This window comes from Streptomyces sp. NPDC042638, from assembly GCF_040647235.1.
In the GTDB taxonomy this organism is placed as follows: Bacteria; Actinomycetota; Actinomycetes; order Streptomycetales; family Streptomycetaceae; genus Streptomyces; species Streptomyces rameus.
In genome coordinates, this window is sequence record NZ_JBEZBT010000005.1 from 223,722 (window position 1) to 247,697 (window position 23,976).

23 protein-coding genes and 2 tRNA genes are annotated in these 23,976 nt (G+C 71.4%); 8 read left to right on the plus strand and 17 right to left on the minus strand.

Features of this window, described 5'->3' with window-relative positions:
* Nucleotides 1–90: 90 nt before the first annotated feature.
* Nucleotides 91–891 (plus strand): histidinol-phosphatase, encoded by an 801-nt coding sequence (gene hisN, locus AB0B40_RS06980; RefSeq protein ID WP_345059729.1) that lies wholly within the window; start codon nucleotides 91–93, stop codon nucleotides 889–891.
* 141 nt (nucleotides 892–1,032) lie between these two features.
* Entirely contained in the window at nucleotides 1,033–1,428 is a 396-nt protein-coding gene (locus AB0B40_RS06985) for a CBS domain-containing protein (RefSeq protein WP_345059731.1), read from the plus strand.
* Between the two features lie 210 nt (nucleotides 1,429–1,638).
* On the opposite strand, the gene AB0B40_RS06990 is transcribed toward AB0B40_RS06985, so the two are convergent.
* On the minus strand, nucleotides 1,639–3,093 hold the full coding sequence (locus AB0B40_RS06990) for a catalase (protein WP_345059733.1): 1,455 nt from the start codon (nucleotides 3,091–3,093) through the stop codon (nucleotides 1,639–1,641).
* A 145-nt stretch (nucleotides 3,094–3,238) separates the two neighbouring features.
* On the opposite strand from AB0B40_RS06990, the gene AB0B40_RS06995 reads away from it, so the two are divergent.
* Nucleotides 3,239–3,655: a Fur family transcriptional regulator gene (locus AB0B40_RS06995; protein ID WP_345059735.1), complete on the plus strand. Its 417-nt coding sequence runs from the start codon at nucleotides 3,239–3,241 to the stop codon at nucleotides 3,653–3,655.
* A gap of 138 nt (nucleotides 3,656–3,793) precedes the next feature.
* Here the strand turns inward: AB0B40_RS06995 and AB0B40_RS07000 are convergent.
* The 4 genes from AB0B40_RS07000 to AB0B40_RS07015 form a co-directional block, all read right to left on the minus strand.
* Nucleotides 3,794–3,867, minus strand: a tRNA-Met gene (locus AB0B40_RS07000).
* Between the two features lie 155 nt (nucleotides 3,868–4,022).
* Nucleotides 4,023–5,834, minus strand: coding sequence for a tetratricopeptide repeat protein (locus tag AB0B40_RS07005; protein WP_345059737.1), 1,812 nt, complete (start codon nucleotides 5,832–5,834; stop codon nucleotides 4,023–4,025).
* Between the two features lie 205 nt (nucleotides 5,835–6,039).
* Nucleotides 6,040–6,113: transfer RNA gene (locus tag AB0B40_RS07010), tRNA-Met, on the minus strand.
* Between the two features lie 41 nt (nucleotides 6,114–6,154).
* The gene (locus AB0B40_RS07015) at nucleotides 6,155–9,040 is read right to left on the minus strand and encodes a UPF0182 family protein (RefSeq protein ID WP_345059763.1); all 2,886 of its coding nucleotides are present in this window, start codon (nucleotides 9,038–9,040) and stop codon (nucleotides 6,155–6,157) included.
* Between the two features lie 164 nt (nucleotides 9,041–9,204).
* Between AB0B40_RS07015 and AB0B40_RS07020 the strand changes: the two genes are divergently transcribed.
* The gene (locus tag AB0B40_RS07020; protein WP_345059739.1) at nucleotides 9,205–9,747 is read left to right on the plus strand and encodes a PPA1309 family protein; all 543 of its coding nucleotides are present in this window, start codon (nucleotides 9,205–9,207) and stop codon (nucleotides 9,745–9,747) included.
* Nucleotides 9,748–9,821: 74 nt separating this feature from the next.
* Here AB0B40_RS07020 and AB0B40_RS07025 read toward each other — a convergent pair whose 3' ends face one another.
* The 4 genes from AB0B40_RS07025 to AB0B40_RS07040 form a co-directional block, all read right to left on the minus strand.
* A complete protein-coding gene (locus AB0B40_RS07025; protein WP_345059741.1) occupies nucleotides 9,822–10,919 on the minus strand; it encodes a PDZ domain-containing protein in 1,098 nt (365 codons plus the stop codon).
* 50 nt (nucleotides 10,920–10,969) lie between these two features.
* A complete protein-coding gene (locus AB0B40_RS07030; protein ID WP_345059743.1) occupies nucleotides 10,970–11,143 on the minus strand; it encodes a hypothetical protein in 174 nt (57 codons plus the stop codon).
* A 131-nt stretch (nucleotides 11,144–11,274) separates the two neighbouring features.
* A complete protein-coding gene (locus AB0B40_RS07035; protein WP_345059745.1) occupies nucleotides 11,275–11,736 on the minus strand; it encodes a molybdenum cofactor biosynthesis protein MoaE in 462 nt (153 codons plus the stop codon).
* Nucleotides 11,737–11,935: 199 nt separating this feature from the next.
* Nucleotides 11,936–13,099 (minus strand): SDR family oxidoreductase, encoded by a 1,164-nt coding sequence (locus tag AB0B40_RS07040; RefSeq protein ID WP_345059747.1) that lies wholly within the window; start codon nucleotides 13,097–13,099, stop codon nucleotides 11,936–11,938.
* A 192-nt stretch (nucleotides 13,100–13,291) separates the two neighbouring features.
* Between AB0B40_RS07040 and AB0B40_RS07045 the strand changes: the two genes are divergently transcribed.
* Complete coding sequence (locus tag AB0B40_RS07045) at nucleotides 13,292–14,734, plus strand: zinc-dependent metalloprotease (RefSeq protein WP_362263379.1); 1,443 nt, start codon at nucleotides 13,292–13,294, stop codon at nucleotides 14,732–14,734.
* Nucleotides 14,731–15,252, plus strand: coding sequence for an NUDIX hydrolase (locus AB0B40_RS07050; RefSeq protein ID WP_345059751.1), 522 nt, complete (start codon nucleotides 14,731–14,733; stop codon nucleotides 15,250–15,252). Before AB0B40_RS07045 ends, AB0B40_RS07050 begins: the two co-directional genes overlap by 4 nt.
* Nucleotides 15,253–15,355: 103 nt before the next feature.
* On the opposite strand, the gene AB0B40_RS07055 is transcribed toward AB0B40_RS07050, so the two are convergent.
* The 4 genes from AB0B40_RS07055 to AB0B40_RS07070 all read right to left on the minus strand — a co-directional run bounded on the left by AB0B40_RS07055 (nucleotide 15,356) and on the right by AB0B40_RS07070 (nucleotide 19,306).
* Nucleotides 15,356–16,111: an AIM24 family protein gene (locus AB0B40_RS07055; RefSeq protein ID WP_345059753.1), complete on the minus strand. Its 756-nt coding sequence runs from the start codon at nucleotides 16,109–16,111 to the stop codon at nucleotides 15,356–15,358.
* Between the two features lie 17 nt (nucleotides 16,112–16,128).
* Nucleotides 16,129–16,809 carry an AIM24 family protein gene (locus AB0B40_RS07060; protein ID WP_345059755.1) on the minus strand — a complete coding sequence of 227 codons (681 nt, stop codon included), beginning with the start codon at nucleotides 16,807–16,809 and terminating at the stop codon, nucleotides 16,129–16,131.
* 11 nt (nucleotides 16,810–16,820) lie between these two features.
* On the minus strand, nucleotides 16,821–18,488 hold the full coding sequence (locus tag AB0B40_RS07065; RefSeq protein WP_362263382.1) for a TerD family protein: 1,668 nt from the start codon (nucleotides 18,486–18,488) through the stop codon (nucleotides 16,821–16,823).
* Nucleotides 18,489–18,655: 167 nt separating this feature from the next.
* On the minus strand, nucleotides 18,656–19,306 hold the full coding sequence (locus tag AB0B40_RS07070; RefSeq protein WP_362263385.1) for a M48 family metallopeptidase: 651 nt from the start codon (nucleotides 19,304–19,306) through the stop codon (nucleotides 18,656–18,658).
* Nucleotides 19,307–19,647: 341 nt separating this feature from the next.
* Here AB0B40_RS07070 and AB0B40_RS07075 point away from each other — a divergent pair, with 341 nt between their 5' ends.
* Both AB0B40_RS07075 and AB0B40_RS07080 read left to right on the plus strand, forming a co-directional pair.
* Entirely contained in the window at nucleotides 19,648–20,862 is a 1,215-nt protein-coding gene (locus tag AB0B40_RS07075) for a TOMM precursor leader peptide-binding protein (RefSeq protein WP_362263388.1), read from the plus strand.
* Nucleotides 20,855–22,258, plus strand: coding sequence for an AarF/ABC1/UbiB kinase family protein (locus AB0B40_RS07080; RefSeq protein ID WP_345056647.1), 1,404 nt, complete (start codon nucleotides 20,855–20,857; stop codon nucleotides 22,256–22,258). Before AB0B40_RS07075 ends, AB0B40_RS07080 begins: the two co-directional genes overlap by 8 nt.
* 66 nt (nucleotides 22,259–22,324) lie before the next feature.
* On the opposite strand, the gene AB0B40_RS07085 is transcribed toward AB0B40_RS07080, so the two are convergent.
* From AB0B40_RS07085 to AB0B40_RS07100, 4 genes are all read right to left on the minus strand, one after another.
* Nucleotides 22,325–22,537 (minus strand): hypothetical protein, encoded by a 213-nt coding sequence (locus AB0B40_RS07085; RefSeq protein ID WP_345056649.1) that lies wholly within the window; start codon nucleotides 22,535–22,537, stop codon nucleotides 22,325–22,327.
* A gap of 138 nt (nucleotides 22,538–22,675) precedes the next feature.
* On the minus strand, nucleotides 22,676–22,999 hold the full coding sequence (locus tag AB0B40_RS07090) for a hypothetical protein (RefSeq protein WP_345056651.1): 324 nt from the start codon (nucleotides 22,997–22,999) through the stop codon (nucleotides 22,676–22,678).
* Nucleotides 22,996–23,364, minus strand: coding sequence for a WhiB family transcriptional regulator (locus tag AB0B40_RS07095; RefSeq protein WP_345056653.1), 369 nt, complete (start codon nucleotides 23,362–23,364; stop codon nucleotides 22,996–22,998). Before AB0B40_RS07095 ends, AB0B40_RS07090 begins: the two co-directional genes overlap by 4 nt.
* A 173-nt stretch (nucleotides 23,365–23,537) precedes the next feature.
* A complete protein-coding gene (locus AB0B40_RS07100) occupies nucleotides 23,538–23,858 on the minus strand; it encodes a hypothetical protein (RefSeq protein ID WP_345056655.1) in 321 nt (106 codons plus the stop codon).
* Between the last annotated feature and the right edge of the window lie 118 nt (nucleotides 23,859–23,976).

A 23,976-nucleotide genomic window follows, 5' to 3' on the forward strand; every position in this document is an offset into this window, starting at 1 on the left:
GCTTGTACGCACTGTCAAGGGTTCGCGACAGTCGTTCCCGCGCGCGCCCCTGGTGGCTCCCGCACCCGACCGCCGGATACGGTTCCTCACATGCCGGAATACCTCGACGACCTCCGTCTCGCCCACGTTCTCGCGGACACGGCCGACGCCGCGACCATGGCCCGCTTCAAGGCGCTCGACCTGAAGGTGGAGACGAAGCCGGACATGACTCCGGTGAGCGAAGCGGACAAGGCGGCGGAAGACCTCATCCGCGGCCAGCTCCAGCGCGCCCGCCCGCGGGACGCGATCCTCGGCGAGGAGTACGGCGTCGAGGGCACCGGCCCCCGCCGCTGGGTGATCGACCCCATCGACGGCACCAAGAACTACGTCCGCGGCGTCCCCGTCTGGGCCACCCTCATCTCCCTGATGGAGGCGGTGGAGGGCACCTACCGGCCCGTCGTCGGCGTCGTCTCCGCCCCCGCCCTGGGCCGCCGCTGGTGGGCCGCGGAGGGCCACGGCGCCTTCACCGGCCGCAACCTCACCTCCGCCAGCCGCATCCACGTCTCCCAGGTCGGCAAGCTCGCGGACGCCTCCTTCGCGTACTCCTCGCTGTCCGGCTGGGAGGAGCAGGGCCGCCTGGACGGTTTCCTCGACCTCGGCCGGCAGGTGTGGCGCACGCGCGCGTACGGCGACTTCTGGCCGTACATGATGGTCGCGGAGGGCTCCGTGGACATCTGCGCCGAGCCGGAGCTGTCCCTGTGGGACATGGCCGCCAACGCGATCGTCGTCACCGAGGCAGGCGGCACCTTCACCGGTCTCGACGGCCGTCCCGGACCGCACAGCGGCAACGCGGCGGCGTCGAACGGTCTGCTGCACGACGAGTTGCTGGGGTATCTCAACCAGCGCGGCTGAGACACGGGAGTACTCCCGGTACGCCCTCAACTGGCGTCGCGCGCCCCCTTGTTGACCCGCCTTTTACCTGTCACTCTGAACCCACCCCCACTTGTGCATTTGTGAATCCCCGCACGGGGATTCGTAGGAGGTGGCCCAACCATGCTCGTCCGAGACGCCATGAGCACGGTGATCCTCACCCTCGGTCCCGCCCACACCCTCCGCCAGGCGGCCGCCCTGATGTCGGCCCGCCGCGTCGGCGCCGCCGTGGTCTTCGACCCCGACGCCGGCGGCATCGGCATCCTCACCGAACGCGACATCCTCAACTCCGTCGGCCTGGGCCAGAACCCGGACACGGAACGCACCCACGCCCACACCACCACCGACGTCGTCTTCGCCGCCCCGACCTGGACCCTTCAGGAGGCGGCGCGCGCCATGGCGCACGGCGGGTTCCGGCACCTGATCGTGCTCGACCGGGGCGAGGTGGCCGGGATCGTCTCGGTCCGCGACATCATCCGCCGCTGGGCCCCGGCCCGCGAGCCCGCCCCCGTGCCCTGAGCACACGAGCCGGGCCCGCCACGGAGCCCCTGGGGACCGCCCCGAGCACACGAACCGGGCGGAACCCGTCGTCGCCGGAGCACCGGGCAGCCGTGCCCTGAGCACAGGAGCCGGGCCGGACCCGGACCCCTGGGACCGCCCCGGGCACACGAAGCGGGCCGGACCCAGAGCACCGTGGGTCCGGCCCGCCCGGCCGCGAAGGCGGCCGGGTCAGTCGCGCAGCGCCCGCACCGCCGCCTCCAGCCGCTTGCCGAAGTCGGCGTCCGCGCTCGCGAAGTTGCCGATCGCGCGCTCGGCGATGTCCTCGCGCGAGACCTGCGCGAGGGAGCCGGCGAGGTTGGCGACCAGCCGCTCCTTCTCCTCCTCCGACATCAGCCGGTAGAGGTTGCCCGCCTGTACGAAGTCGTCGTCCTCGGCGTGCGCGGGCGTCGGGTGGTTGCCGGTGCCGCCGGTGAAGCCGTCGAACGGCTGCCACAGCGGCCGGCCGGTCTGCTGCGGGCCGCCGAAGCTGTTGGGCTCGTAGTTCTTCGCAGCGCCGTGCCGGCCGTCGTAGAGGAGGCCGTCGCGGGAGTTGGTGCGCGCCTCGGTGGCGCGTGGGCGGTTCACCGGCAGGTGGTCGGCGTTGATGCCGACGCGGTAGCGGTGCGCGTCGCCGTACGCGAAGAGCCGGCCCTGGAGCATCTTGTCGGGCGAGGGGCCGATGCCCGGCACGAAGTGCGCGGGGCTGAAGACCGACTGCTCGACCTCGGCGAAGACGTTGCGCGGGTTGCGGTTCAGCTCCAGCCTGCCGATCTCGATGACCGGGTAGTCCGCGTGCGGCCACACCTTGGTCAGGTCGAACGGGTTGAAGCGGTACGTCGCCGCGTCCGCCGCCGGCATGATCTGCACGCCCACGGTCCAGCTCGGGAACTCGCCGCGCTCGATCGCCTGGCGCAGGTCACGCTGGTGCGAGTCGGGGTCCTTGCCCGCGAGGACCTCGGCCTCCCCGGCGGTGAGGGTCCTGATCCCCTGGTCGGTCTTGAAGTGGTACTTGACCCAGAAGGCCTCGCCGGCCGCGTTGTTCCACTGGAAGGTGTGCGAGCCGAAGCCGTCCATGTGGCGGTAGGACGCCGGGATGCCGCGGTCGCCGAACAGCCAGGTCACCTGGTGTGTGGACTCGGGCGACAGGCCCCAGAAGTCCCAGACGTTGTCCGCTTCCTGGCTGCCGGTGTACGGGTCGCGCTTCTGGGTGTGGATGAAGTCCGGGAACTTGATCGCGTCCCGGATGAAGAAGACCGGGGTGTTGTTGCCGACGAGGTCGTAGTTGCCCTCCTCGGTGTAGAACTTCACCGAGAAGCCGCGCGGGTCACGGACGGCGTCGGCCGCGCCGAGGTTGCCGGCCACGGTCGAGAAGCGCAGGAAGACCTCGGTCTGCTTGCCGGGCTCGGAGAGGAACGCGGCCCGGGTGTACGGCGTGACGTCCGCGGTCACGGTGAAGGTGCCGTACGCACCGGCGCCGCGGGCGTGCACCACCCGCTCCGGGATGCGCTCCCGGTTGAAGTGGGCCAGCTTCTCCAGCAGGAGCTGGTCCTGGACGAGGACCGGCCCGCCGACGCCCGCCGTCTCGCTGTTCTGGTTGTCGGCGACCGGGGCCCCGGCCTCCGTGGTGAGCGGTCCCTGCGTCACGTGCGCCTCCTGCGTCATCACTGACTAGTCCTGTCCTGTGGCCAAAGCCGTCCTCGATCCTACAATGGACTTTGTCTAAGTCAAACAGCGATCTAAAGTCACACCTATTCCCGACCTGGTCCCTCTTCCTGTTAGGCTGGTAGCCATGAGCGACCTTCTGGAACGGCTGCGTGGACGCGGATGGCGGATGACCGCGCAGCGACGCGTGGTGGCCGAGGTCCTGAACGGCGAGCACGTCCATCTGACGGCGGACGAGGTGCACGCCCGGGCCGTCACGAAGCTGCCCGAGATCTCCCGGGCGACCGTCTACAACACGCTGGGCGAGCTGGTCTCCCTCGGCGAGGTGCTGGAAGTCACGACGGACAGGCGCGCCAAGCGGTACGACCCGAACGCGCACCGGCCGCACCATCACCTGGTCTGCGCCCGCTGCGGCGCGATCCGTGACGTGCACCCGATGGGCAACCCCCTCGCCGATCTCCCCGACTCCGAGCGCTTCGGCTTCACGGTGTCGGACGTCGAGATGACGTACCGGGGACTGTGCCCGGAGTGCGCGAGCGCCTAGACACGCGCAGGACATCCGCTTTTCCGGAGCCCCGGCACCCGCCGGGGCTCTTCGCGTAGGCCTGTCGGCTTCGCGGCTGTGCACCCGAAAACGCCGAGGGTCGGAACCCATTTCTGGATTCCGGCCCTCGGCGTTCAGTAGCGGGGACAGGATTTGAACCTGCGACCTCTGGGTTATGAGCCCAGCGAGCTACCGAGCTGCTCCACCCCGCGTCGGTAAACACGACACTACGTGAGCCCGGTGCCCAGATGCAAATCACTTGGGCGCGTGGTGACGGGCGTCACTACAGGGCCGCCCGATCAGGGTGGGCGATGGGGATTCCGTGCGACGAGTCGGGTGTAACGCCACGGCGTCCCCGGCCCGCCCGTCACGCCGACAGCTCTTCCCGCAGCGCGTCCCGCAGGCGCCCCGCCCGCTCGGCGACCTCCGCCGGCCCCAGCGCAACGGCCCGGTCGGCCCACCTCTGCCCTTCCGCCAGCTCACCGCGACGCGCGTAGACAAGGGCCAGCCGCAACGCCGCCCGGCCGTGGCCGGCGTCGGCGGCCCGGGTCCACCACACCGCCGCCTCCGGCTCACTGCCCTCACGGGCGAGCAGCAGCCCCAGGTTGAAGGCACCGTTGCGGGACCCGGCCTCGGCCGCCGTCCGGTACCACCGCGCCGCCTCCACCACGTCACCCCGGGCCGCCGCGAGCATGCCGACCCGCACCTGCGCCCGCCGGTGCCCCTGCGAGGCGGCCCGCTCGTACCACTCCTCGCACTCGGTCTTCTCCTGGACGATCTCCCCCAGCTCATGCGCGGGCTCCGGCGGCCGCCGCGCGTCGAGCAGGGCGGCCAGCCGGTATGCGCCCTCCGCGCTTCCGCCGCCCGCGGCACAGCGCAGATGGCGTTCGGCCTCCTGCTCGTCGCCCTCGCGCAGCCGGGCGATCCCGATCTGCAGCGCGGCCTCGGCGTGCCCGGCGGCAGCCGCCCGCTCGTACCAGCGCAGGGCCATCTCCTCCGCCCCACGGCCGGCGTAGAGGATGCCGAGATTGAACGCGGCGTCCACGCTGCCCGCCTCGGCGGCCTTGGAGAACCACGGCTCGGCGCCGGTGGTGTCGCCGCCCTGGAGCAGCAGGATGGCCAGCGCGTTCGCGGCCTCCCGGTGCCCGGCGTAGGCGGCCCGCCGGTACCACTGCTCGGCCTGCGCCGTCCGGCCCTGTTCCGCGCAGAGCAGCCCGAGGTTGTAGGCGCCGTTGTCGTCACCGGCGTCCAGCGCGGCCCGGTACCAGCGCTCGGCGGTCTGGGTCTCGCCGCGCTCGGCGTGCAGGGCGCCCAGCGCGTTGGCCGCGTTGCCGTCGCCCTCCTGGGCGGCGCGCAGCCACCACACGGCCGCGCTCTCGGTGTCACCGGCGTCGCGCAGCAGGAAGCCGAGCGCGCAGGCGGCCCGCGGCTCGCCGTCCTTGGCGGAGGTCAGGTACCAGCGCCCGGCCTCCTTCAGCTCCCCGCGCTTCTCCAGGATCGCCCCGAGGTGCAGAGCGGCCCGCTGGTGACCGCGCGCGGCGGCCTGCCGGTACCACTGCTCGGCCTCGGCGACAGCGTTGTCAGGGGCGGTCTCGTCCTCGGGTGCGCCCGTGCGGTCGAGCGCGCGCGCCAGCCGGTAGGCGGCCTCGCGGTGCCCGCGTTCGGCCGCGGCCCGCATCCAGTGCTCCGCACCGACGTCCCCGCGGTGCTCCAGCAGGTCGGCGAGCGCGTAGGCACCGAGGACGTGGCCCTGCTCGGCGGACTGGCGCAGCCAGTACTCGGCGGCCGGCTCGTCACCGCGTTCACGGTGGTAGCGGCCGAGCGCGTGCGCGGCGGCGGCGGAACCGGCCACGGCGGCGATCCGCCACCAGCCGGCCGCCTCCTCGGCGTAACCGCGCTGGTGCAGCAGCACTCCCAGGTTGTTGGCGGCGGCCCGGTCACCGGCCGCGGTGGCGGCCCGCAGCTGAGGTTCGGCTCCGTCGAGGTCGCCACGGCGCAGCAGGATGGATCCGAGGACACTGGCCGCCTCGACGTCACCGCTCTGCGCGGCGAGCGCGAGACGCGTCTCCTCGGCGGCTTCCCCCATGTCCACCATTTCGTCGCGGGTCGGCTCCGTGCCGACAGGCTGCACAAATCGCCCTGTCTCGAACAGAGTTGCCTTGTCCCCCATAACGTCCATCGTCGCACCACCTGCAACCTGGGTACACCCGGTATACCGCAGCCCGTGAGGTCACTTCAGCGTTTTGTCGACATGCCCACAGGGAGACAAGTCAAACACACGGCGCCCAACTCCCCACGGCGGCGCGGCCGTCCCTCCCCCCAGCACATGAGTTCGCACACCACGAAGGCCCGGATCCGTGTCGGATCCGGGCCTTCGACTTCAGTAGCGGGGGCAGGATTTGAACCTACGACCTCTGGGTTATGAGCCCAGCGAGCTACCGAGCTGCTCCACCCCGCGCCGTTGCAGGTCAACCGTACCACGGCGCGGAGGGGGCCTGATCAGCTCTTGTTCTTGCCGTTGGTCCCGCCGGCCTTGGACTGTGCGTCCTCGGCCCGCTTGAGCGCGTCCCTCAGATCCTGCTGCGCCTTGGCGTAGGCGCCCCAGTCCGGCCCCTCCTTGAGCGCCTGCTGCCCGGCGTCGAAGGCCTTCTGGGCGTCCTGCAGGGCCTGTTGGACCGTCGGGTTGCCGGTGGCGGGCGGTTTGGTGGTGCCGGTGTCCGGTGGCGCGGTGGTCGTCGGACCCTTTGTGTCGAAGACCTTGTCGAGGGCGTCGCCGAGCGTGTTCTCGAACGCCGTCCGGCCCTCGTAGGTGACCAACACCTTCCGCAACAGCGGGTACTTCAGTCCACCGCCGCGTACGTAGACGGGCTCCACGTACAACAGGCCGCCGTCCAGTGGCACGGTCAGCAGATTGCCGTACTCGATATCGGAGTCGCCGCCCTTGAGCAGCTTGATCGCGGCGGCGATCTCCTGCTCGGAGTTGAACTTGCTCTGTACCTGTTTGGGTCCGTCGACCGTGGTGCTGGTCGGCAGTTTCAGGATTCTGATCCTGCCGTAGTCACCGGTGCCGGCCTCCGCGTCGACGGACATGAACGCGCTGAGGTTGTCCCGGCCGTTGGGCGTGAACGTCGTCGACAGCGAGAACGCCTGCTTCTGCTGGTCCGGCATCTTCATGCTCAGGTAGTACGGCGGCACCGCGTTGCCCGACTTGTTGGTCGGGTCGTCCGGCACCTGCCACACCTCGCTGCCGGTGAGGAAGGTCTCGGCGTCCGTCACGTGGTAGCGGGTGAGCAGCTCACGCTGCACCTTGAACAGGTCCTGCGGGTAGCGCAGATGGCCCATCAGTTCGGGGGAGATCGCGCTCTTCGGCTGCACCGTGCCGGGGAACGCCTTCATCCACGTCTTCAGCACCGGGTCCTTGGTGTCCCACTCGTAGAGCTTGACCTCGCCGGTGTACGCGTCGACCGTCGCCTTCACCGAGTTCCGGATGTAGTTGACCTGGTTCTGCTGGGCGACCACCGCGCGCGAGTTGTTCGTCGCCGTCAGCGAGTCGGCCGTCGTGTCACCGAGGGTCGTACGGGAGGAGTACGGATAGCCGTTGGTGGTCGTGTACGCGTCGACGATCCACTGGATGCGGTGGTGGACGACGGCCGGGTAGGCGTCGCCGTCGATGGTCAGCCAGGGGGCGACCGCCTCCACGCGCTCCTTCGGTGTGCGGTTGTACAGGATCCGCGAGCCCTTGCCGATCGCGCCGGAGTAGAGGATCTGCGGCTCGTTGAACGCCACCGCGTACGCGGCCCGGTTGACGGGGTTGTCGAGGTTGACCCCGCTCCCGCCCTCGTAGCTGGTGGTCTTCTCCCCGTCGTTGTCGGAGTAGTCGATCTCCTTCTGGGGACCGCCGACGATCGAGTAGGTACTGGTCTTCTCGCCGTAGTAGATCCGCTGCTGGTACGTCCCCAGGTCGCCCCTGGACGGCAGGTCGTACTCGGTGAAGACCGGCTCACCGTCCTTCGCCTCGGTGCCCTTGGCGGCGACCACGCCGTAGCCGTGCGTGTAGCGGAAGTGGTCGTTGATCCAGTTGTTCTTCGGGACGCCGTCCAGGTTCAGCTCGCGCAGCCCGAGGACCGTGTCCTGTTCCTTGCCGTCCTTGGTCGGATACCGGTCGACGTCGAGGTTGGTCGGGAAACCGTAGAAGTTCTTCATCTGCTGCAGCTGCTGGAACGTCGGCGAGACGATGTTCGGATCCATGATCCGGATGCTCGCCGCGTCGTTCGCGTCGCTGCGCAGCCTGGTCTTGTCCGAAGTCGTCGACACACCGTCGTACTTGGTGACCTCGGTGTCGCCGATGCCGTACGCCTCACGGGTCGCCTTGAGGTTCTTCTGGACGTACGGGGCTTCCTTGGCCTGCTCGTTGGGCTGGACCTGGAACTTCTGCACGATCGCCGGGTACAGGCCGCCGATCAGGATCGCCGAGAGGACCATCAGGCCGAAGCCGATCACCGGCAGCTGCCAGGTGCGCCGCCACAGTGTGGCGAAGAACAGCAGGGCGCAGATGACGGCGATGCAGAACAGGATCGTCTTGGCCGGCAGATAGGCGTTGGCGTCGACGTAGCGCAGGCCGGTCCAGTCGTCGGTCGCCTTGAAGTCGCTGGACTTGACGGCCAGGCCGTACCGGTCGAGCCAGTAGGCGACCGCCTTCAGGGCGACGAAGACGCCGAGCAGCACCGACAGGTGCCCGGTCGCGGCGGCGGTGGCCCGGGCACCGGGACTGGTGACGCGCAGCCCGCCGTACAGGTAGTGGGTGAGCGCCGCGGCGATCAGGCACAGGATGGCGGCGGCGAAGCCGAAGCCCAGCAGGAAGCGGTACCAGGGCAGGTCGAAGGCGTAGAAGGCCACGTCGAGGTGGAACTGGGGGTCCTTCTCGTGGAAGGGCACGCCGTTCACCCACATCAGCCAGGTCCGCCACTGGCTCGACGCCGAGGCGCCCGCGATCAGCCCGACCAGGGAGGTGACGGCGAACAGCAGCCACCTCTTGTACGGCGCGATGCCCATGCGGTAGCGGTCCAGGCTCTGCTGCTCCATGGACATGGCGCTGAGCGGGGGCCGCAGCCGGTGCGCGAGCCAGATGTTGACGCCGACCGCGAGGGCCATCAGCAGGCCGAAGACGAAGAACAGTCCGATCTTGGTCGACAGGGTGGTGGTGAACACGGACGAGTAGTGCACCGACCGGTACCAGAGCCAGTCCGTCCAGAAGCCCGCGAACATGGTGAACGCCATGCCGAGGACGGCAAGGACGCCCAGGGTCACGAGCAGGGCCCGGATCCTCCGGGACGGGCGGCCCGCTCTGATCCGTGGCCCCGTCGGGCCTCCGCCGCGGTCCGGCATCTGGAAAGCCAAGGTGCGCACCTCGAAGTTCGCTGTCGATCCGTCAGACCCCCGGGTTCGCGGGCCCGCCGTGGCCCCCCGTGATCGTGGGCCCACACCTATGCAACTTACTCACCGCTTACGCGGTTCCCGGTTCCGGCCGGGAACAAGGCAGGATTGTGACCATGTCCAACACTCCCATGGCAGCGAACCCGCTCACCCGGGCCGTACTCGAGATCGACGAGTACGTCTCCGGCCTCGGCTGGGACCAGCCCGCTCGCCTCTTCGCCCTCGTAGACACCGCACGGCTGCGGGCTCAGGAACCTTCGCTCGCGGCTCAGCTGGGTCTCGGGGACGAGTCCGAGACCGCCGGTCTCACCCCGATCGAACAGGACGAGGTCCCGTCCGGCAGCCCGCTGGACGAGTTCCTCGGCACCATCGCCTGGCCCGACGCGGTCACCGGCTGCGCGCTCACGGTGGAGCGTCTGATGCTGCCGCCGTCCGCCGAGGCCCAGGTCCCCTCCGGTCTGGACGAGGCCGGGCTGGCCAAGTGGGTGGCCCAGCACCCCGAGCGCCAGGAGGTCCGCATGACGGTGGCCGTGCTGCGCGACGGCAGCCGCGACGCGGCGCTGCGGCTGCGCGAGAAGGACTCCCCCACGGAGGTCCTGACCGGCCCCGAGCTGGTGCCGGGCCTGGCGGAGGCCCTGGCGGCGACGTTCGCGGACTGATCCCGTCCGCCGCGGTACGGCGATGGGGGCGCCCCTGGTCTTCGGGGAGCGCCCCCAGCCGTTTCCGGGCCGGCTCAGCCCTTGGTGGTGCACTTCGGCAGGGCGCCGGTGTCCCCGCCGCGGATGTCCTTGAGCGCGTCGAGCGCGTCGCCGATGGTCTTGACCCTGACCAGGGTGAGCCCGCTCGGCGTGTCCTTGGCGGCTGCCGCGCAGTTGTCGGCGGGGGTCAGGAAGTACCGGGCGCCCTTGCTGCGCGCGCCGACGGTCTTCATCTCGATGCCCCCGATCGGACCGACCGTGCCGTTGTCGTCGATGGTGCCGGTACCGGCGACGAACGTGCCGCCGGTGAGGTTGCCCGGCGTGAGCTTGTCGTAGATGCCGAGGGCGAACATCAGGCCGGCACTGGGTCCGCCGACGTCGGCGAGCTTGATGTCGATGGTGAACGGGAAGGTGTGGTCGGTCCCGGCGGAGATGCCGACGATGGCCCGCTTGGCGCCCTTGTCGTCGGAGGTCGCGGTCCTGATCGTGATGTCCCGCGTCCCGGTCGCCGTCCTGTGGGCCTTCTCGGCGGCTGCCTGGTCCTTCGCGGGGACGACCGTGAAGACGACGTTCTGACCGGGCTTGTGCTTCGTCACCAGCGTGGCGACGTCGGCCGGCTGCTTGACCGCCGTGCCGTCGACGGCCTTGATCACGTCACCGGCGTGCAGCCTGCCCTCGGCCGGGGAGCCCTTGACGACCGTGGAGACGATCACCCAGGACTTCACCGGGACGCCCAGCTCCTTCAGGGCGGCGACCTTGGCGCTCTCCTGGGACTGGCTGAACTCCTCGGCGTTCTCCTGGGTGGACTGCTCCTCCGTCTTGCCGTCCGGGTAGAGCGTGGCGTGCGGAACGATCTTGCTGTCGTGCGCCAGCCAGCCGTAGACGGCCTCGACCAGGTTCATCCGGTAGTCGGCGCTGGTGACCCGGACGGTGGTCATGTTCAGGTGGCCGGTTGCCGGATACGTCTTGTGCCCGGCGATCTGCAGCACCGGCTCGCCGTCGTGCTGCCCGAGCGTGTTCACGGTCGGGCCGGGAGACATCTCCGCGTACGGCACGGGGATGAGCACTCCCGCGCACAGGAGCGCGATCAGCATCAGGGTCGAGGCGAGCATCGTCGCGGTGCGGCGTGGCATGCCACGACAGTACGGGACGCGTCTGTCGGCGCACCGTCAGGGCACCCCGGTCACGCGCCGCGCGCACCCGAGCGGGGCTTCTCCATGGCCTCCCGGAACCGGGCGTATCCGTCCAGTTCAGGGCCATCGCCGCGCACCTTGCGGGTCCGGTTGGCCCAACTGCCCCACAAGCCGCCGCCGACCGCGGCCACCAGCGGGATCAGCAGCCAGACAAGCACCCCCATGCCGACCTCCCTCACGCCAAGAGCGTCCGCGACTGACTGATCAGCAGATTAACCATCCGCAGGGACAACGCTCACGCCAGGGTGCCGGTTACGCAACCGGAAGAGTGTGTGCACCGGCGGCATTCGGAGGATCAGCAGGCGCCGACCCACTCCTCGGTGCCGTCCGAGAACTTCTGGTGCTTCCAGATGGGCACCTCGTGCTTGAGGTCGTCGATCAGCTTGCGGCAGGCGTCGAAGGCCTCCGCGCGGTGCGGGCAGGCCACGGCGACGACCACGGCGAGGTCCCCGACCCGGAGGTCGCCCACCCGGTGCACGGCGGCCAGCGCGCGCACGGGATGGTCCGCCACGACCTTCTCGGCGATCCGCCGCATCTCGGCCTCGGCACTGGGGTGGCACGAATACCCGAGCGCGTCCACGTCGGCGCCCCCGTCGTGGTTCCGCACGGTCCCCACGAACAGCGCGATGCCTCCGGCGGCGTCGTCCCCGACGGCCTGGAACACCTCGTCCACGGAGAGCGGGGTCCGCCGGATGCCGATCAGCTTGATGGGGTCCTGTGCCGCCTGCTCACCGGGGTGCTCACTCGTCTGCGCCATAGGCCCATCGTGCCGCACGTCCCGGACAGCGCGGAATACGAGTTTCACCACTCACGCGCGCGGTGCCCTTTGGAGGCTTCTACAGCTGGGAGGCTCTACAGCCGGGAGGCTTCTGCCGCGCCTGTCCGCCCGGCCGGCAGGAGTGACGGGCAGGGGGGCGCCGGTCCCGTCACCGTGCGCCCTTCCGGTCGGCCGAAGCTCAGACCCGGCGACGGGCCTTCCGGGCCCGGCGTACGACAGCCGCCGCGCCCAGCAGGGCCACCGTCGCGCCCGCCGCCCCGGCCGCCGTCGCGTCCTTGCGCCCCAGCCGCCGCCCGGCCACCGTGTGCCGCCCGGACACCTCCTCCAGCAGTTCCGCGAGCACGTCCTCGTTGGTCCAGTTCGGCCGCCACCCGGCGTCGTGCAGCCGGCTCCCGCTGACCACCCAGGGGTACATCGTGTACGCCAGGTCTCCCGCCGGGGACGGAGTGAGCCCGATCCGGTGCAGCCGGGCCGCCGCACCGAGCGCGACCGCCGACGGCAGCTCCATCCGCCGGATCCCGCTCAGCTCCTCGACCTCCTCCTGCTCCAGCCAGCCGTCGCAGCCGACGGCCAGCTCCCCGTCGACCTTCTCCAGGACGGCGTACTCCAGAGCACCGCACAGGTCCTCGACATGGCAGAACTGCCACGCGGGCCGCGACCCGGCGACGACGAGCAGCCGCGGCGACTCGAAGTACCTGGTCAGCGCGGTGTCCGTGCCTCCGACCAGGATCGCCGGCCGCACCACGGTGACGTTCAGCCCGGGATGCGCGCGCGGGGCCCGCCGGGCCAGCCGCTCGATCTCCAGCAGGTCCCCCACGCCCGTGGCCTCGGCGGTGGCGCGCAGCTCGGCGTCCTCCGACAGGGGCAGCTCGTTGTCCGGCAGGGCGCCGTAGACCATCGCCGAGGTGCACAGAACCACCCGGTGCACTCCCGCCGCCGCGGCGGCGGTCAGGACGGTCTGGGTCCCCCGGACGTTGTACGCGGTGCGCGCCGCCGGGTCGGTCTCCAGATCGAGGTCGAGCGCGAGGTGGACGACCACGTCGGCGCCCCGCAGCTTGTCCGCGATCGCCGGGTCGCGCACGTCGAGGATGTGCCACTGCGCGTCGGCGCACTCGCCCCGCCGCTCGTCGATGGCGACGACCTGCTTGACCTCCTCGGACGCGGCGAGCCGCTCGGTGAGCAGGGCACCGACCCCGCCGGCGGCGCCGGTCACCGCCACCACGGGCCCGCGCGCGGCGGTCGTCTCACCGGCGCGGAACGCCGTCGTCGAGGGGCGGTGGTCGGGCGACGGAGGGGTTGAGGGGTTTCGCGCTGCGCGAACCTGTGGATCTGGGGAACTCACCGGGCGTCTCCAGCGGTTGTCTTCAGTACGCGCGCGAGTGACGCGTACGTACCAGGTGCATCCATCCTGCCGCAGGCCTTCCGCAGGCGAAGCACCGAGGCCCGATCGGGCCCGGGTGTCTACGCTGGGTGGTGTTGTCGGGCAGCCGCGCCGCCGGAGTGAGACCGGTGGCCTTACCAGCCGAGGAATCCCGTGAGTGACACCCCATTCGGTTTCGGCCTTCCGCCGGAGGAGCCGGAAGACGGCGACGAGGGCAAGAAGAAGGACCAGCAGAGCGGTGGTGGGCAGGGACCGGCGAATCCGCTCGGTTTCGGCGGCCTGCCCGGAGCCGGTGGCTTTGGCGGCCCCGGCGCCGACAATCCGCTCGCAGCCATGTTCGGCTCCCTGAACCCCACCGATCTGGGCGCCGCCTTCCAGCAGCTCGGCCAGATGCTCTCGTACGAGGGCGGCCCGGTGAACTGGGACATGGCCAAGCAGATCGCCCGCCAGACGGTCGCCCAGGGCACCCCGGACGGCACGAAGGACGCCAGCGTCGGGCCGGCCGAGCGCAGGGCCGTGGAGGAGGCCGTCCGCCTGGCCGACCTGTGGCTGGACGACGCGACGTCCCTGCCGTCGGGCTCCGCCGCGGCGGTCGCCTGGTCGCGCGCGGAGTGGGTCGAGGCGACCCTGCCCGCCTGGCAGGAGCTGGTGGACCCGGTCGCCGAGCGGGTCGGCGCGGCCATGGGTGACGTCCTGCCCGAGGAGATGCAGGCCATGGCGGGCCCGCTGATCGGCATGATGCGCTCGATGGGCGGCGCCATGTTCGGCACGCAGATCGGGCAGGCCGTGGGTGTGCTCGCGGGCGAGGTCGTCGGCTCGACCGACGTCGGTCTGCCGCTGGGCCCGGCGGGCAAGGCCGCCCTGCTCCCGGCCAACGTGGAGGCGTTCGGCAAGGACCTGAGCGTGCCGCAGGAGGAGGTACGGCTGTATCTGGCCCTGCGCGAGGCCGCCCACCAGCGCCTGTTCGCGCACGTGCCGTGGCTGCGCTCGCACCTGTTCGGCGCGGTCGACGGCTACGCGCGCGGCATCAAGGTCGACACGGCCAAGCTGGAGGACGTGGTCGGTCAGTTCGACCCGCAGAACCCCGAGCAGCTGCAGGACGCGCTCCAGCAGGGCATGTTCCAGCCGGAGGACACGCCCGAGCAGAAGGCCGCCCTGGCCCGTCTGGAGACCGCTCTGGCGCTCGTGGAGGGCTGGGTGGACGCGGTGGTCCACGCCGCCGCCAAGCCGCGCCTGTCGTCCGCCGACGCCCTGCGCGAGACACTGCGCCGCCGCCGCGCGACCGGCGGCCCGGCGGAGCAGACGTTCGCCACCCTGATCGGACTGGAGCTGCGCCCGCGCCGGCTGCGCGACGCCTCCCGCCTGTGGGCCTCGCTCACGGACGCGCGCGGGGTCGACGGCCGGGACGCCCTGTGGCACCACCCGGACATGCTGCCGACCGCGGCCGACCTGGACGACCCGGACGGCTTCGTCCACCGCGAGCAGCTGGACTTCTCCGAGCTGGACAAGATGCTCGGCGAGGCCGCGGGCGGCCCGGAGGGCAAGCCCGACCTGCGCAAGAAGGACGACGAGGCCGGGGGCGACGACACCGAGTGAGCCTGTACGACGACGCGGTCCTCGTCCTGAAGGGGTACGAGGGCCAGGAGGAGCTGCGCCGGTCGTACCTGGACCATCTGGCGGCTCACCCGGACGGGATGTGGAAGGCGTGCCAGGCGGGTCATCTCACGGCCAGCGCCCTGGTGATCGATCCCGAGCACGGCCGGGTGCTGCTCACGCTGCACAGGAAGCTGCGGATGTGGCTCCAGATGGGCGGCCACTGCGAGCCGGGCGACCCGACGCTTGGGGCGGCGGCCCTGCGCGAGGCGACGGAGGAGTCCGGCATCGCCGGGCTGACGCCGCTGCCCGGCGGCCCGGTGCGGCTGGACCGGCATCCGATCCCGGCGCCCTGCCACTGGCACTTCGACGTCCAGTACGCCGTCCTGGCCCCGCCCGGCGCGGTGCACGAGATCAGCGACGAGTCGCTCGACCTGCGCTGGTACGGCTACGACGAGGTGGCGGGCGTGGCGGACGAGTCGGTCGTACGCCTCCTGGAGGCCACGCGCGCCAGGCTCTGACCGGGTGAGGGGTGGCCGCGTGGCCGGTCACCCCTCACGTGTCGCTCTTCTCCCTCGTCGCGGTCCCTCGTCGCGGTCCCTCGTCGTGGTCCTGGGTCGTGACTCAGCTCCAGACGTTGCCCTGGTTCTGGCCGCGTGCCCCCTGCTGGCCCATGCCGAACTGGGCGGCGAGGCCCTGTCCGATCACCGCGTTCTGCGGCGGCAGCAGCTCGCTGGGCTGCACGAGCGCGAACCCGGAGCCCATGAAGCTCAGCTCCCAGCCCTCACCGGTGCTGCCCCGCCGGCGCCACACGCCGGAGGAGTGCGTCTGGGCCTGCATCTGCACGCGCAGCCCGGTGGACCAGGCGACGATGGCGTCGGCGTCGCAGTTGACGTACCTGTCGGGCGTGACCTGCATCAGCAGCGGAGCGCCCGAGGTCATCAGGGCGACCTTGCCGCGTCCGGTGATGTTGAGCTGGTACTTCCCCGAGCCGGCGATGCCGTAGAGGCTGTCGACGGCGATGACCTCGTGGTGCAGCGAGGAGTCCATGGCGAGGACGTAGGAGCTGTCGACGGTCAGCCCGTCCTGCTCGACGTCCATGACGTGCACGTGCTGGGCGAGGTTGGCGAGGTAGACCGTGCCCTGGCCGTGGCAGCGCATCAGGTCCAGGCCCTCGCCGGTGTACGCACGCGCGCGTGACTGGTTGTTGCTGCGGTACTCGGCGTCGAACTCGACGAGGCCCTGGTAGGCGACCATCGTGCCCTTGCGGGCGAGGATGTCGTCGTGGCCCTCCAGGGCGATCCGGAGCATCTGCTTGTTCTGCAGGCTCCAGCGCTCCTGGGTCTGGGAGTCGTTGTGCGCGAAAAGCGGGCTCTGCATGGTGTTCTGGCTCCCCCTCAGCCCCGGAACCGCAGGCGGTCGGTGCTGTCCTCGCTGGGCTGGACGACGACGATGCCCTGTCCGGAGAAGGCCATCTGGTAGGCCTCGCCGCTGCCCCGGCCGATCAGCGACTGGGCCTTGAAGCTGCGCTTGCCCTTCACCTTCAGGTTCGGCGACCAGGCGACGAGCGCGTCCGGGTCGACGTAGGTCTCGTCCTCGCCGCCGCCGCAGTCCACGACGATCGGCTTGCCCCGGGAGGTCAGCGCGACCCAGCCCTGGCCGGAGATCTTCGTGTTCCACAGACCCTGCCCGGCGAACTTCGCGAGGCCCTTGACCCGCTCCACGCCCCAGCTGAGGTGGGCGTCGAAGGCGAGCAGGTTGGTGGCGTTGACGGAGATGCCGTCGCCGTTGAGATTGATCACGACGACGTCGGCGCCGTAGTCCGCGAGGTAGAGCAGGCCGTCGCCGGAGCACTTCATCAGCGGGGCGCCCTCGCCGGTGATCCAGTCACGGGCGATCTGCCGGACGGCCGGCGGGTTGGGTTCGTACTGGATGAAGCCTTCGTAGGCGACCATCGACCCCACGCGCGCGAGGAGGTCGCTTCCGGTCTGCATGGCGACCTTCAGCATGTGGTTGCCGTGGTTCTCCATGCGGGCGGTGACGGGTGCGGGGGCGTAGCCCGCGAGCGGCTGGTTCATGACGGGCTCCCTCAGACCTCGTACGGCTGGACGACGATGAAGTTGCCGGGCGCGCCCCGGAACTGGAGGTTGACGCTCTCGCCGGTGTCGCCGGGGTAGGCGTTGCGGCGCATGCGGACCTGGCTGGACACGATCACCTGGGAGGCGGCCGACCAGGCGACGACGGCGTTGCAGTCGGCGAAGGTGGTCGGCGTGACCGGCAGCACCACGGGCGTGCCGTGCGTCTTGACGACGATCGTGCCGGTGCCCTGGAACTGCATGGTGAACAGCGCGCCGCCGGGGATGCCGTGTCCCTCGACGCGGCGGACCTCGTACTGGAGGCTCTCGTCGAAGGCGAGGACGTTCTCCGCGGAGACGCAGAGCGCGTCGCCCTGGAGCTCGACGGGGTGCAGGTGGGTGGAGTTGTCGGCGAGGAACACCTGGCCCTGGCCGGTGCAGCGCATCAGCTGCATCTCCTGGCCGGTGGCGTTGCCCACGACCCGGCCCATGAAGCCGGCGCCCTTGTAGCCGAAGTCGACCTTGCCCTGGTAGAGCACCATGCTGCCCTGCCGGGCCAGCACGGGCTGGCCGCCGACCCCGAGGTCGACCCGGATCAGTTTCTTGTTCTGCTGCGTCCAGCGCAGTCCGGTCGGCGTCTCCTTGAACGCCTGGAGCGCGGCCGTCACCCCGGCACCGCCGGGTGCGCCCTGCGGCACGCCGTAGGGGGCGGGCTGCCCGCCGGGGGCCTGCCCGTAGCCCGGAGGCATGGGAGGGGTCGTTCCGCCGCCGTAGGGGGGCGGCTGCTGGCCGTACCCGGGGGGCATCGACGCGCCGGGCTGCCCGCCGTACGACGGCTGCTGGGGCGGCCGGCCGTAGGGGGCGGCGGGTGCGGGGGGCGCGGCCGGCGGCGGGACGGTGCCGCCGGCGGGCGGGGTCAGGGGCGCGATGACCGTCGGTGCGCCGTGCACGTTCGGCGCGGGGGCCGGAGCCGGGGGCGGGGTGTGGCCGGGCGGCGGGGCGAAGCCCTGGGGCGCGGGGGCGGGCTGGGGGGCCGGCGCGGGGGCGGCCGGGGCACCGAACGCGGGCTGCGGGGCGGCCTGGGCCGGCGGGGCGAAGCCGGGGGCGGCGCCGGGCTGCGGCTGCGGCTGCTGCGGGGCGACGGGCGTCTCCTCCTCCAGCACCTCGCCGCCGAAGTTCTTCAGCAGCGCCTCCAGACCGCCGTCGAAGCCCTGCCCGACCGCGGCGAACCGCCATCCGTCCTTGAAGTAGAAGTCACCGAGCATCACGGCCCGCTCGGTGGAGAACTCCGAACCGTCGAAGGAGTACCGCGCGACTTCCTCTCCGCCCGCCACGATGCGCAGGTAGCCGGGGGCGATGTGCGACATCTGCCCGGCGCCGTCGATGGTCGCCGTGAAGGACAGCTTGCGGATCTGCGACGGGACCCGGTCGAGTGTGATCCGGAAGGACTCCGTGTCGCCCGCCTGGGCTCCCAGCAGCTGGACGGACTCCTCCGGGGACTTCGGCTGGTTGAAGAAGATGAAGTACCGGTCGTCCGACAGGCGCTCGTCGGCGTCCAGGCCGAAGCAGCTGATGTCGAAGGTCAGCCCCGGAGCGGAAATCTGGACGCCTACGTACAGATCGGTGCCCGGCGTGAGGTCACTGATCCTGGCCTTGTGGCCGCGTTGGAATTCCCTGGCCATGCGTTACGACCGTCCCCCATCCCGAATGTGAGTGCGTCGCGCCAGGCTAACGGCAAAGACCCACGACGAGGCCCGGGGGCGGTGGTCGGTACAGAGCCGGTACACAACCGCGTCCGGCCCCTCACACAGGAGGACGTCAGTGCCGGGACGGACACACGGACGGGCGCTCAGTCGTCGCGCTCGCCCAGCTCGTCACGTTCGCCGCGCTCGCCCAGCTCGTCGCGCTCATCGCGCGCGCCCGGTAGGTGCGGCAGCCGTTCGGCGGCGACCACGCCCTCCAGGTAGCCGCGGGCCCGCTCGGTGCGCGGATACGCCTCCAGCAGCCGCCAGAAGTCGGGGCCGTGGCCGGGGACCAGCAGGTGCGCCAGCTCGTGGCAGAGCACGTAGTCGATGACGTACTCCGGCATCCCCTGCAGGCGGTGCGAGAGCCGGATGCTGCCCTCGGCCGGGGTGCACGAACCCCAGCGGGTGTTCTGGTTGGCGACCCAGCGCACGGAGGCGGGCCGGGCCCGCCCGTCGAAGTACTGGGCGGACAGCCGCTCGGCACGCCCGGCCAGCTCGGCGTCGCCCAGCACTCGCCTGCTCTCCTGGGCGGCGAGTTTGTCGAGCATGACGGTCACCCAGCGCTGCTCCTCCGCCTTCGACATCCGGGCGGGGATCAGCACGACGGTGCGATCGCCCTCGCGGTACGCGGAGACCGTGCGGCGGCGCCGGGCACTCCTGCGGACCTCGATCGCGCTCACCCCCGAGCCGCCGGGCGGCTGGCTCGTCGTGCTGCGCTGTGGTGTTCCGGCGCTGTGCAGTGGGTCGGCGGGCACGCCCCGACGTTACCCGGTGGGCGGGGACAAAGTCCCGGCTCCGGGACGGTTCGCCGCCGATCCCCCACCATGTGTTTGATTCGTACGACCGATCCAGTTGTCCGATATGCGCAAGTTGAGCCCCTGTTCCCGTGTGGCATGCTCCCGATTTGTACGACGAATCCCTCGGCCTGTGGACAACCTTCGACGCCCGGTGCCCGGGCCGGGCATGCTGGCAGGCGTCGAGCATCCGGTGTCCGGCATCCGGCCACCGGTCCCGTCGGCAGGCCATGGGCTGTACCGGGCGTGTCGTACGTCTCGACTCGGTTTGCCGGACGTCTCGACGGACAGGGGGGTGGATCATGCATCCGGTGGTGAAGCCGGCACTGCGGCGCGGCTGGCGCGATCTCCGTACGGTGCAGTTCGGGATGACCCCGGCGCACGCGTTGACGCTGGGCCCGGTCGACGCGGCGGCGGGCAGCTTCCTGGACCTGCTCGACGGCACGCGCGGGCTGCCGCTGCTGCGCGAGGAGGGCCGCCGCGCGAGAGTCCCGGACGGTCGTGTCGACGCCCTGGTGGAGCGGCTGGCCGCCGCCGGCCTCGTCGACGACGCCCGCGGCGGCGGACCGGCCGCGGACGCGCTGCGGGAGAAGACGGACGTCCTCGAGCGGCTGCGCCCCGACCTCGCTTCGCTGAGCCTGATCACACCCGAGCCGGGCGGAGCGCCGGCCCGGCTCGCGGCCCGGCGCGCGCTGCGGGTGCGGGTGCGGGGAGCGGGCCGGGTCGGCGCCCTGCTGGCGTCGGTGCTGTCGGGCGCCGGCGTCGGCGAGGTCGACGTGCAGGACGGGGGCCGCGTGGAGCCGTGGGACGTGGCGCCGGGCGGGCTGGCCGCCGACTCGCTCGGCGACCGCCGGGACGCCGCGGCGCGGGCCGCCGTCCGCCGCGCGGCGCCCGGCCGTGCGCCCCGCCACGCGCATTCCCCGGGGTCGGGCGCCGAGCACCCCGGCCTCTCCCTGGTGATCTTCACCCCCCGGGACGACGTCGCCGTGCACGCCCCGGATCCGCTCACCGCCGAACCGCTTATGGCCTCCGGCACGCCTCACCTGTACGCGGGGGTCGTGGAGGGCACGGGAGTCGTCGGTCCGCTCGTGCTGCCCGGCGAGACGGGCTGCGCCGGATGCCTGGACCGGGACCGGACGGACCGGGATCCGGTCTGGCCCCGGCTGGTCACCCAGTGGCGGTCCGGCCGGGGCCCCCGGGTCGGGGCCTGCGATCTGGCGCTGGCCACGGCCGTCGCCGGTCTCGCCGCGGCGCACGCCCTGGCCTTCCTCGACGGGGAGTCGCCGTCCGTCGCGGGAGCCCGCTGGGAGGTGTCCCTGCCCCGCCTGAACTGGCACACCCGCCCGGTCCGGCCGCATCCGGCCTGCGGCTGCGGGGCGGCGAGAAGAGACAAGCGGGAGGACTCCTCAACGGACGGGGAGCCACGCGCGACAATGGCGGTGCAACGGCCGTCGACTGAGCGACGACGCGAAGCAGGCGCGGCACGGCCGGCTGGGACCTGGAGGGCGCATGTCTGATCTTCCCCGGAAGGCGGTCACCCGTACCGCGAAACTCGCCGCGCTCCCGCTCGGCATCGCCGGCCGGGCGACCTGGGGGCTGGGCAAGCGGATCGTGGGCGAGTCCGCGGAGATCGTCGGCCGCGAGCTGCAACAGCGTACGGCGGAGCAGCTCTTCAAGGTGCTCGGCGAGCTGAAGGGCGGCGCGATGAAGTTCGGACAGGCCCTGTCCGTCTTCGAGTCGGCGCTGCCGGAGGAGGTCGCCGGCCCCTACCGCGCGGCGCTGACCAAACTCCAGGAGGCGGCCCCGCCGATGCCGACCCGCACCGTGCACGCGGTGCTCCAGGAGCGGCTGGGACCGGACTGGCGCGATCTGTTCGAGGAATTCGAGGACAAGCCGGCCGCCGCGGCCTCGATCGGCCAGGTGCACCGGGCGGTGTGGCACGACGGCCGTGAGGTGGCGGTCAAGGTGCAGTACCCGGGCGCCGGCGAGGCCCTGCTCTCCGACCTCGGCCAACTCAGCCGTTTCGCCCGGCTCTTGGGACCGCTCATCCCGGGCATGGACATCAAGCCGCTGATCATGGAGCTGAGGGACCGCGTCTCCGAGGAGCTGGACTACGGGCTGGAGGCCCAGGCCCAGGACACGCACGCGCAGGAGTTCGCGGACGACCCGGACGTGGTCGTACCGGCGGTGGTGCACCAGTGCGAGCAGGTCCTGGTGACCGAGTGGATCGACGGCATCCCGCTGTCCGAGATCATCACGGACGGCACCCCGGAACAGCGCGACCGCGCCGGCCAGCTCCTGACCCGCTTCCTCTTCTCGGGGCCGGCCCGCACCGGCCTGCTGCACGCCGACCCGCACCCGGGCAACTTCCGTCTGCTGCCCGGCGGCCCGGACGGGGAGGACGACTGGCGCCTCGGCGTCCTGGACTTCGGCACGGTCGACCGGCTCCCCGGCGGCCTGCCGGCCGTGATCGGCGACTCCCTGCGGATGACCCTGGACGGCGACGCGGAAGCGGTCTACGAGCTGCTCTGCGCGGAGGGGTTCGTGAAGGAGACCATCGAGCTGGACCCCGACGCGGTCCTCGACTACCTGCTGCCGATCATCGAGCCGGCCCGGGCGGAGGCGTTCACCTTCACCCGCTCCTGGATGCGCGGCCAGGCCGCCCGCATCGCCGACCCCCGCTCCCCCGCCTACCAGCTCGGCAAGCGGCTCAACCTGCCACCGGCCTATCTGCTGATACACCGGGTGACCCTGAGCACCATCGGCGTCCTGTGCCAGCTGGGTGCGACGGTACGGATGCGGGAGGAGCTGGAGGCGTGGCTGCCTGGGTTCGTGGCCGACGTGGGTGACGTTGTCGAAGGTGACGTGGCCGAGGGTGACGCGGGCGAGGAGGAGTCGGCGGCGGGGGCCTGACCCGGCCCTCATCGGCCGGGGCCGGAGCCGGACGGCACTCCGCACGCCCGCTCACCGCCCGGCCCGTCACCACCAGGCCGAGTCCAGCCGCCCCTCGATCGCCCGGAGATTCTCCCGGGAGCAGGCGTCGCAGAAGTACTCCCGGACGCCGTTCTCCACGGAGCACGTCCAGGTGGCCGGCTGCGGTCCGCCGGCGGGGACGCCGCAGCGGGCGCACACCAGGCGTCGGCGCTCCGCGGTGGAGCCGCCCTGATCACTTCCTCCGGGAAGACTCGTCACCCGGCGACGATAACCCCGCACGTGGCGGATCCCCGTGCGCAACGCACCGCGGGGGCCGGTCCGTTCGGCCGGACCGGCCCCCGCGGGGAAGCTTCGCCCCCCCTGGTCGGGGAGGCCACCGCTGCTCAGGTGTGTTCGTTACTGCATGACGGCCATGGCGAGCGCGCGGCGGGCACGCAGCGAGGCACGCTCCGCCCGGCGCTGCATCCGCTGGGCCACCACCAGGCGCATGGCCCGGCGTTCGCGCACGGCGTCATGGAGCCGCTCGTGCATATGCGCACGAGCCAGGGCTTCTTGCATGAGTTGCATCTCTCGGTTCCTGTCCTGGCGCGCTTCGGTCGCGCCGGTGGTGGTGAAGTCTGGGGTCACGGAGCCGACGGGCTCGCTGGTGGACGGCTTCATCGGGGCCTGCTTCTTGGGGTCGTGCGTGACGGGGCGGTCGATCGTTCCTGCGGTTTTCATGCTGTGACCGGGTTCTTGCGCGGGCGGCCGCGGGGCCGCTTCCGGGCGACGACGACACCCTGGACGAACAGCTCGCCACCCCAGACGCCCCAGGGCTCACGCCGCTCCTTGGCGCCGGCGAGGCAGGCCTCGACCAGCGGGCAGGTACGGCAGAGGGACTTGGCGTACTCCACGTCCGCGGGCGACTCGGCGAAGAAGACCTCCGGGTCGTAGGAACGGCAGGGGACGGGTACGCCGAGGTTCTCGATGGCGTCGTCGAGCGCGGTGAGCGCAGTGAGGGGGATCAAGGTGGAGTCCTCCGTGAGACCGGGCGGGGGGATCGTTTGTGAAGGCGGTACGGACGGGGCGTGCGCTTCGAGTTGCACGGTTGGTTTTCCTCGTCTGGTCGTTCCGGCCGGTTGACCGGGTGGCGGCTGGTACCGGGTTCTCTTCCTGTCCCGAGGCCCCTTCGCTCCGTCCGCCCCGTTCGGGGCAAACAGAAGGGCCGCGGATCCCGGGTGGGGTTCCGCGGCCCTGAAGGCGCCGGCCTGATCGGCGATCAGGCTGGATCACTCCAGGGTTCTGGCCCACGGAAGGCCCACATCAGGTGGTGCTGCGTCGTCTGCTTCCGGAATCCGGCACCGGCCGCCGCAAAGGCATAGGCATGCGCCTGTGCCACTACCGCTTCCAGTGCCTTGGTCGGTCGCTCATTGCGCTCACGGACGGGAAGACCCGCGGGGGCAATGGAGGACGCCGGACGCACGGCACGGGCGCCGGACAGACCGGTGCCCTTGTTCGAGGCGCCGAGCATGCACAGGGAGACGGTCGAGCGATCGGTCAGTTTGGCCGCGCTGGTGGTGCTGATGTTGATGCTGATCACTGGACTCGCCTCCTCTCGGCGTCTTGAGGACTGGGATGAACCAGTCCGTTCGGATACGCAAGTACAACACGGAACCGGGGCCTCGGAGAAGGCCGCTGCTTCCGTGCCTAGAACCTAT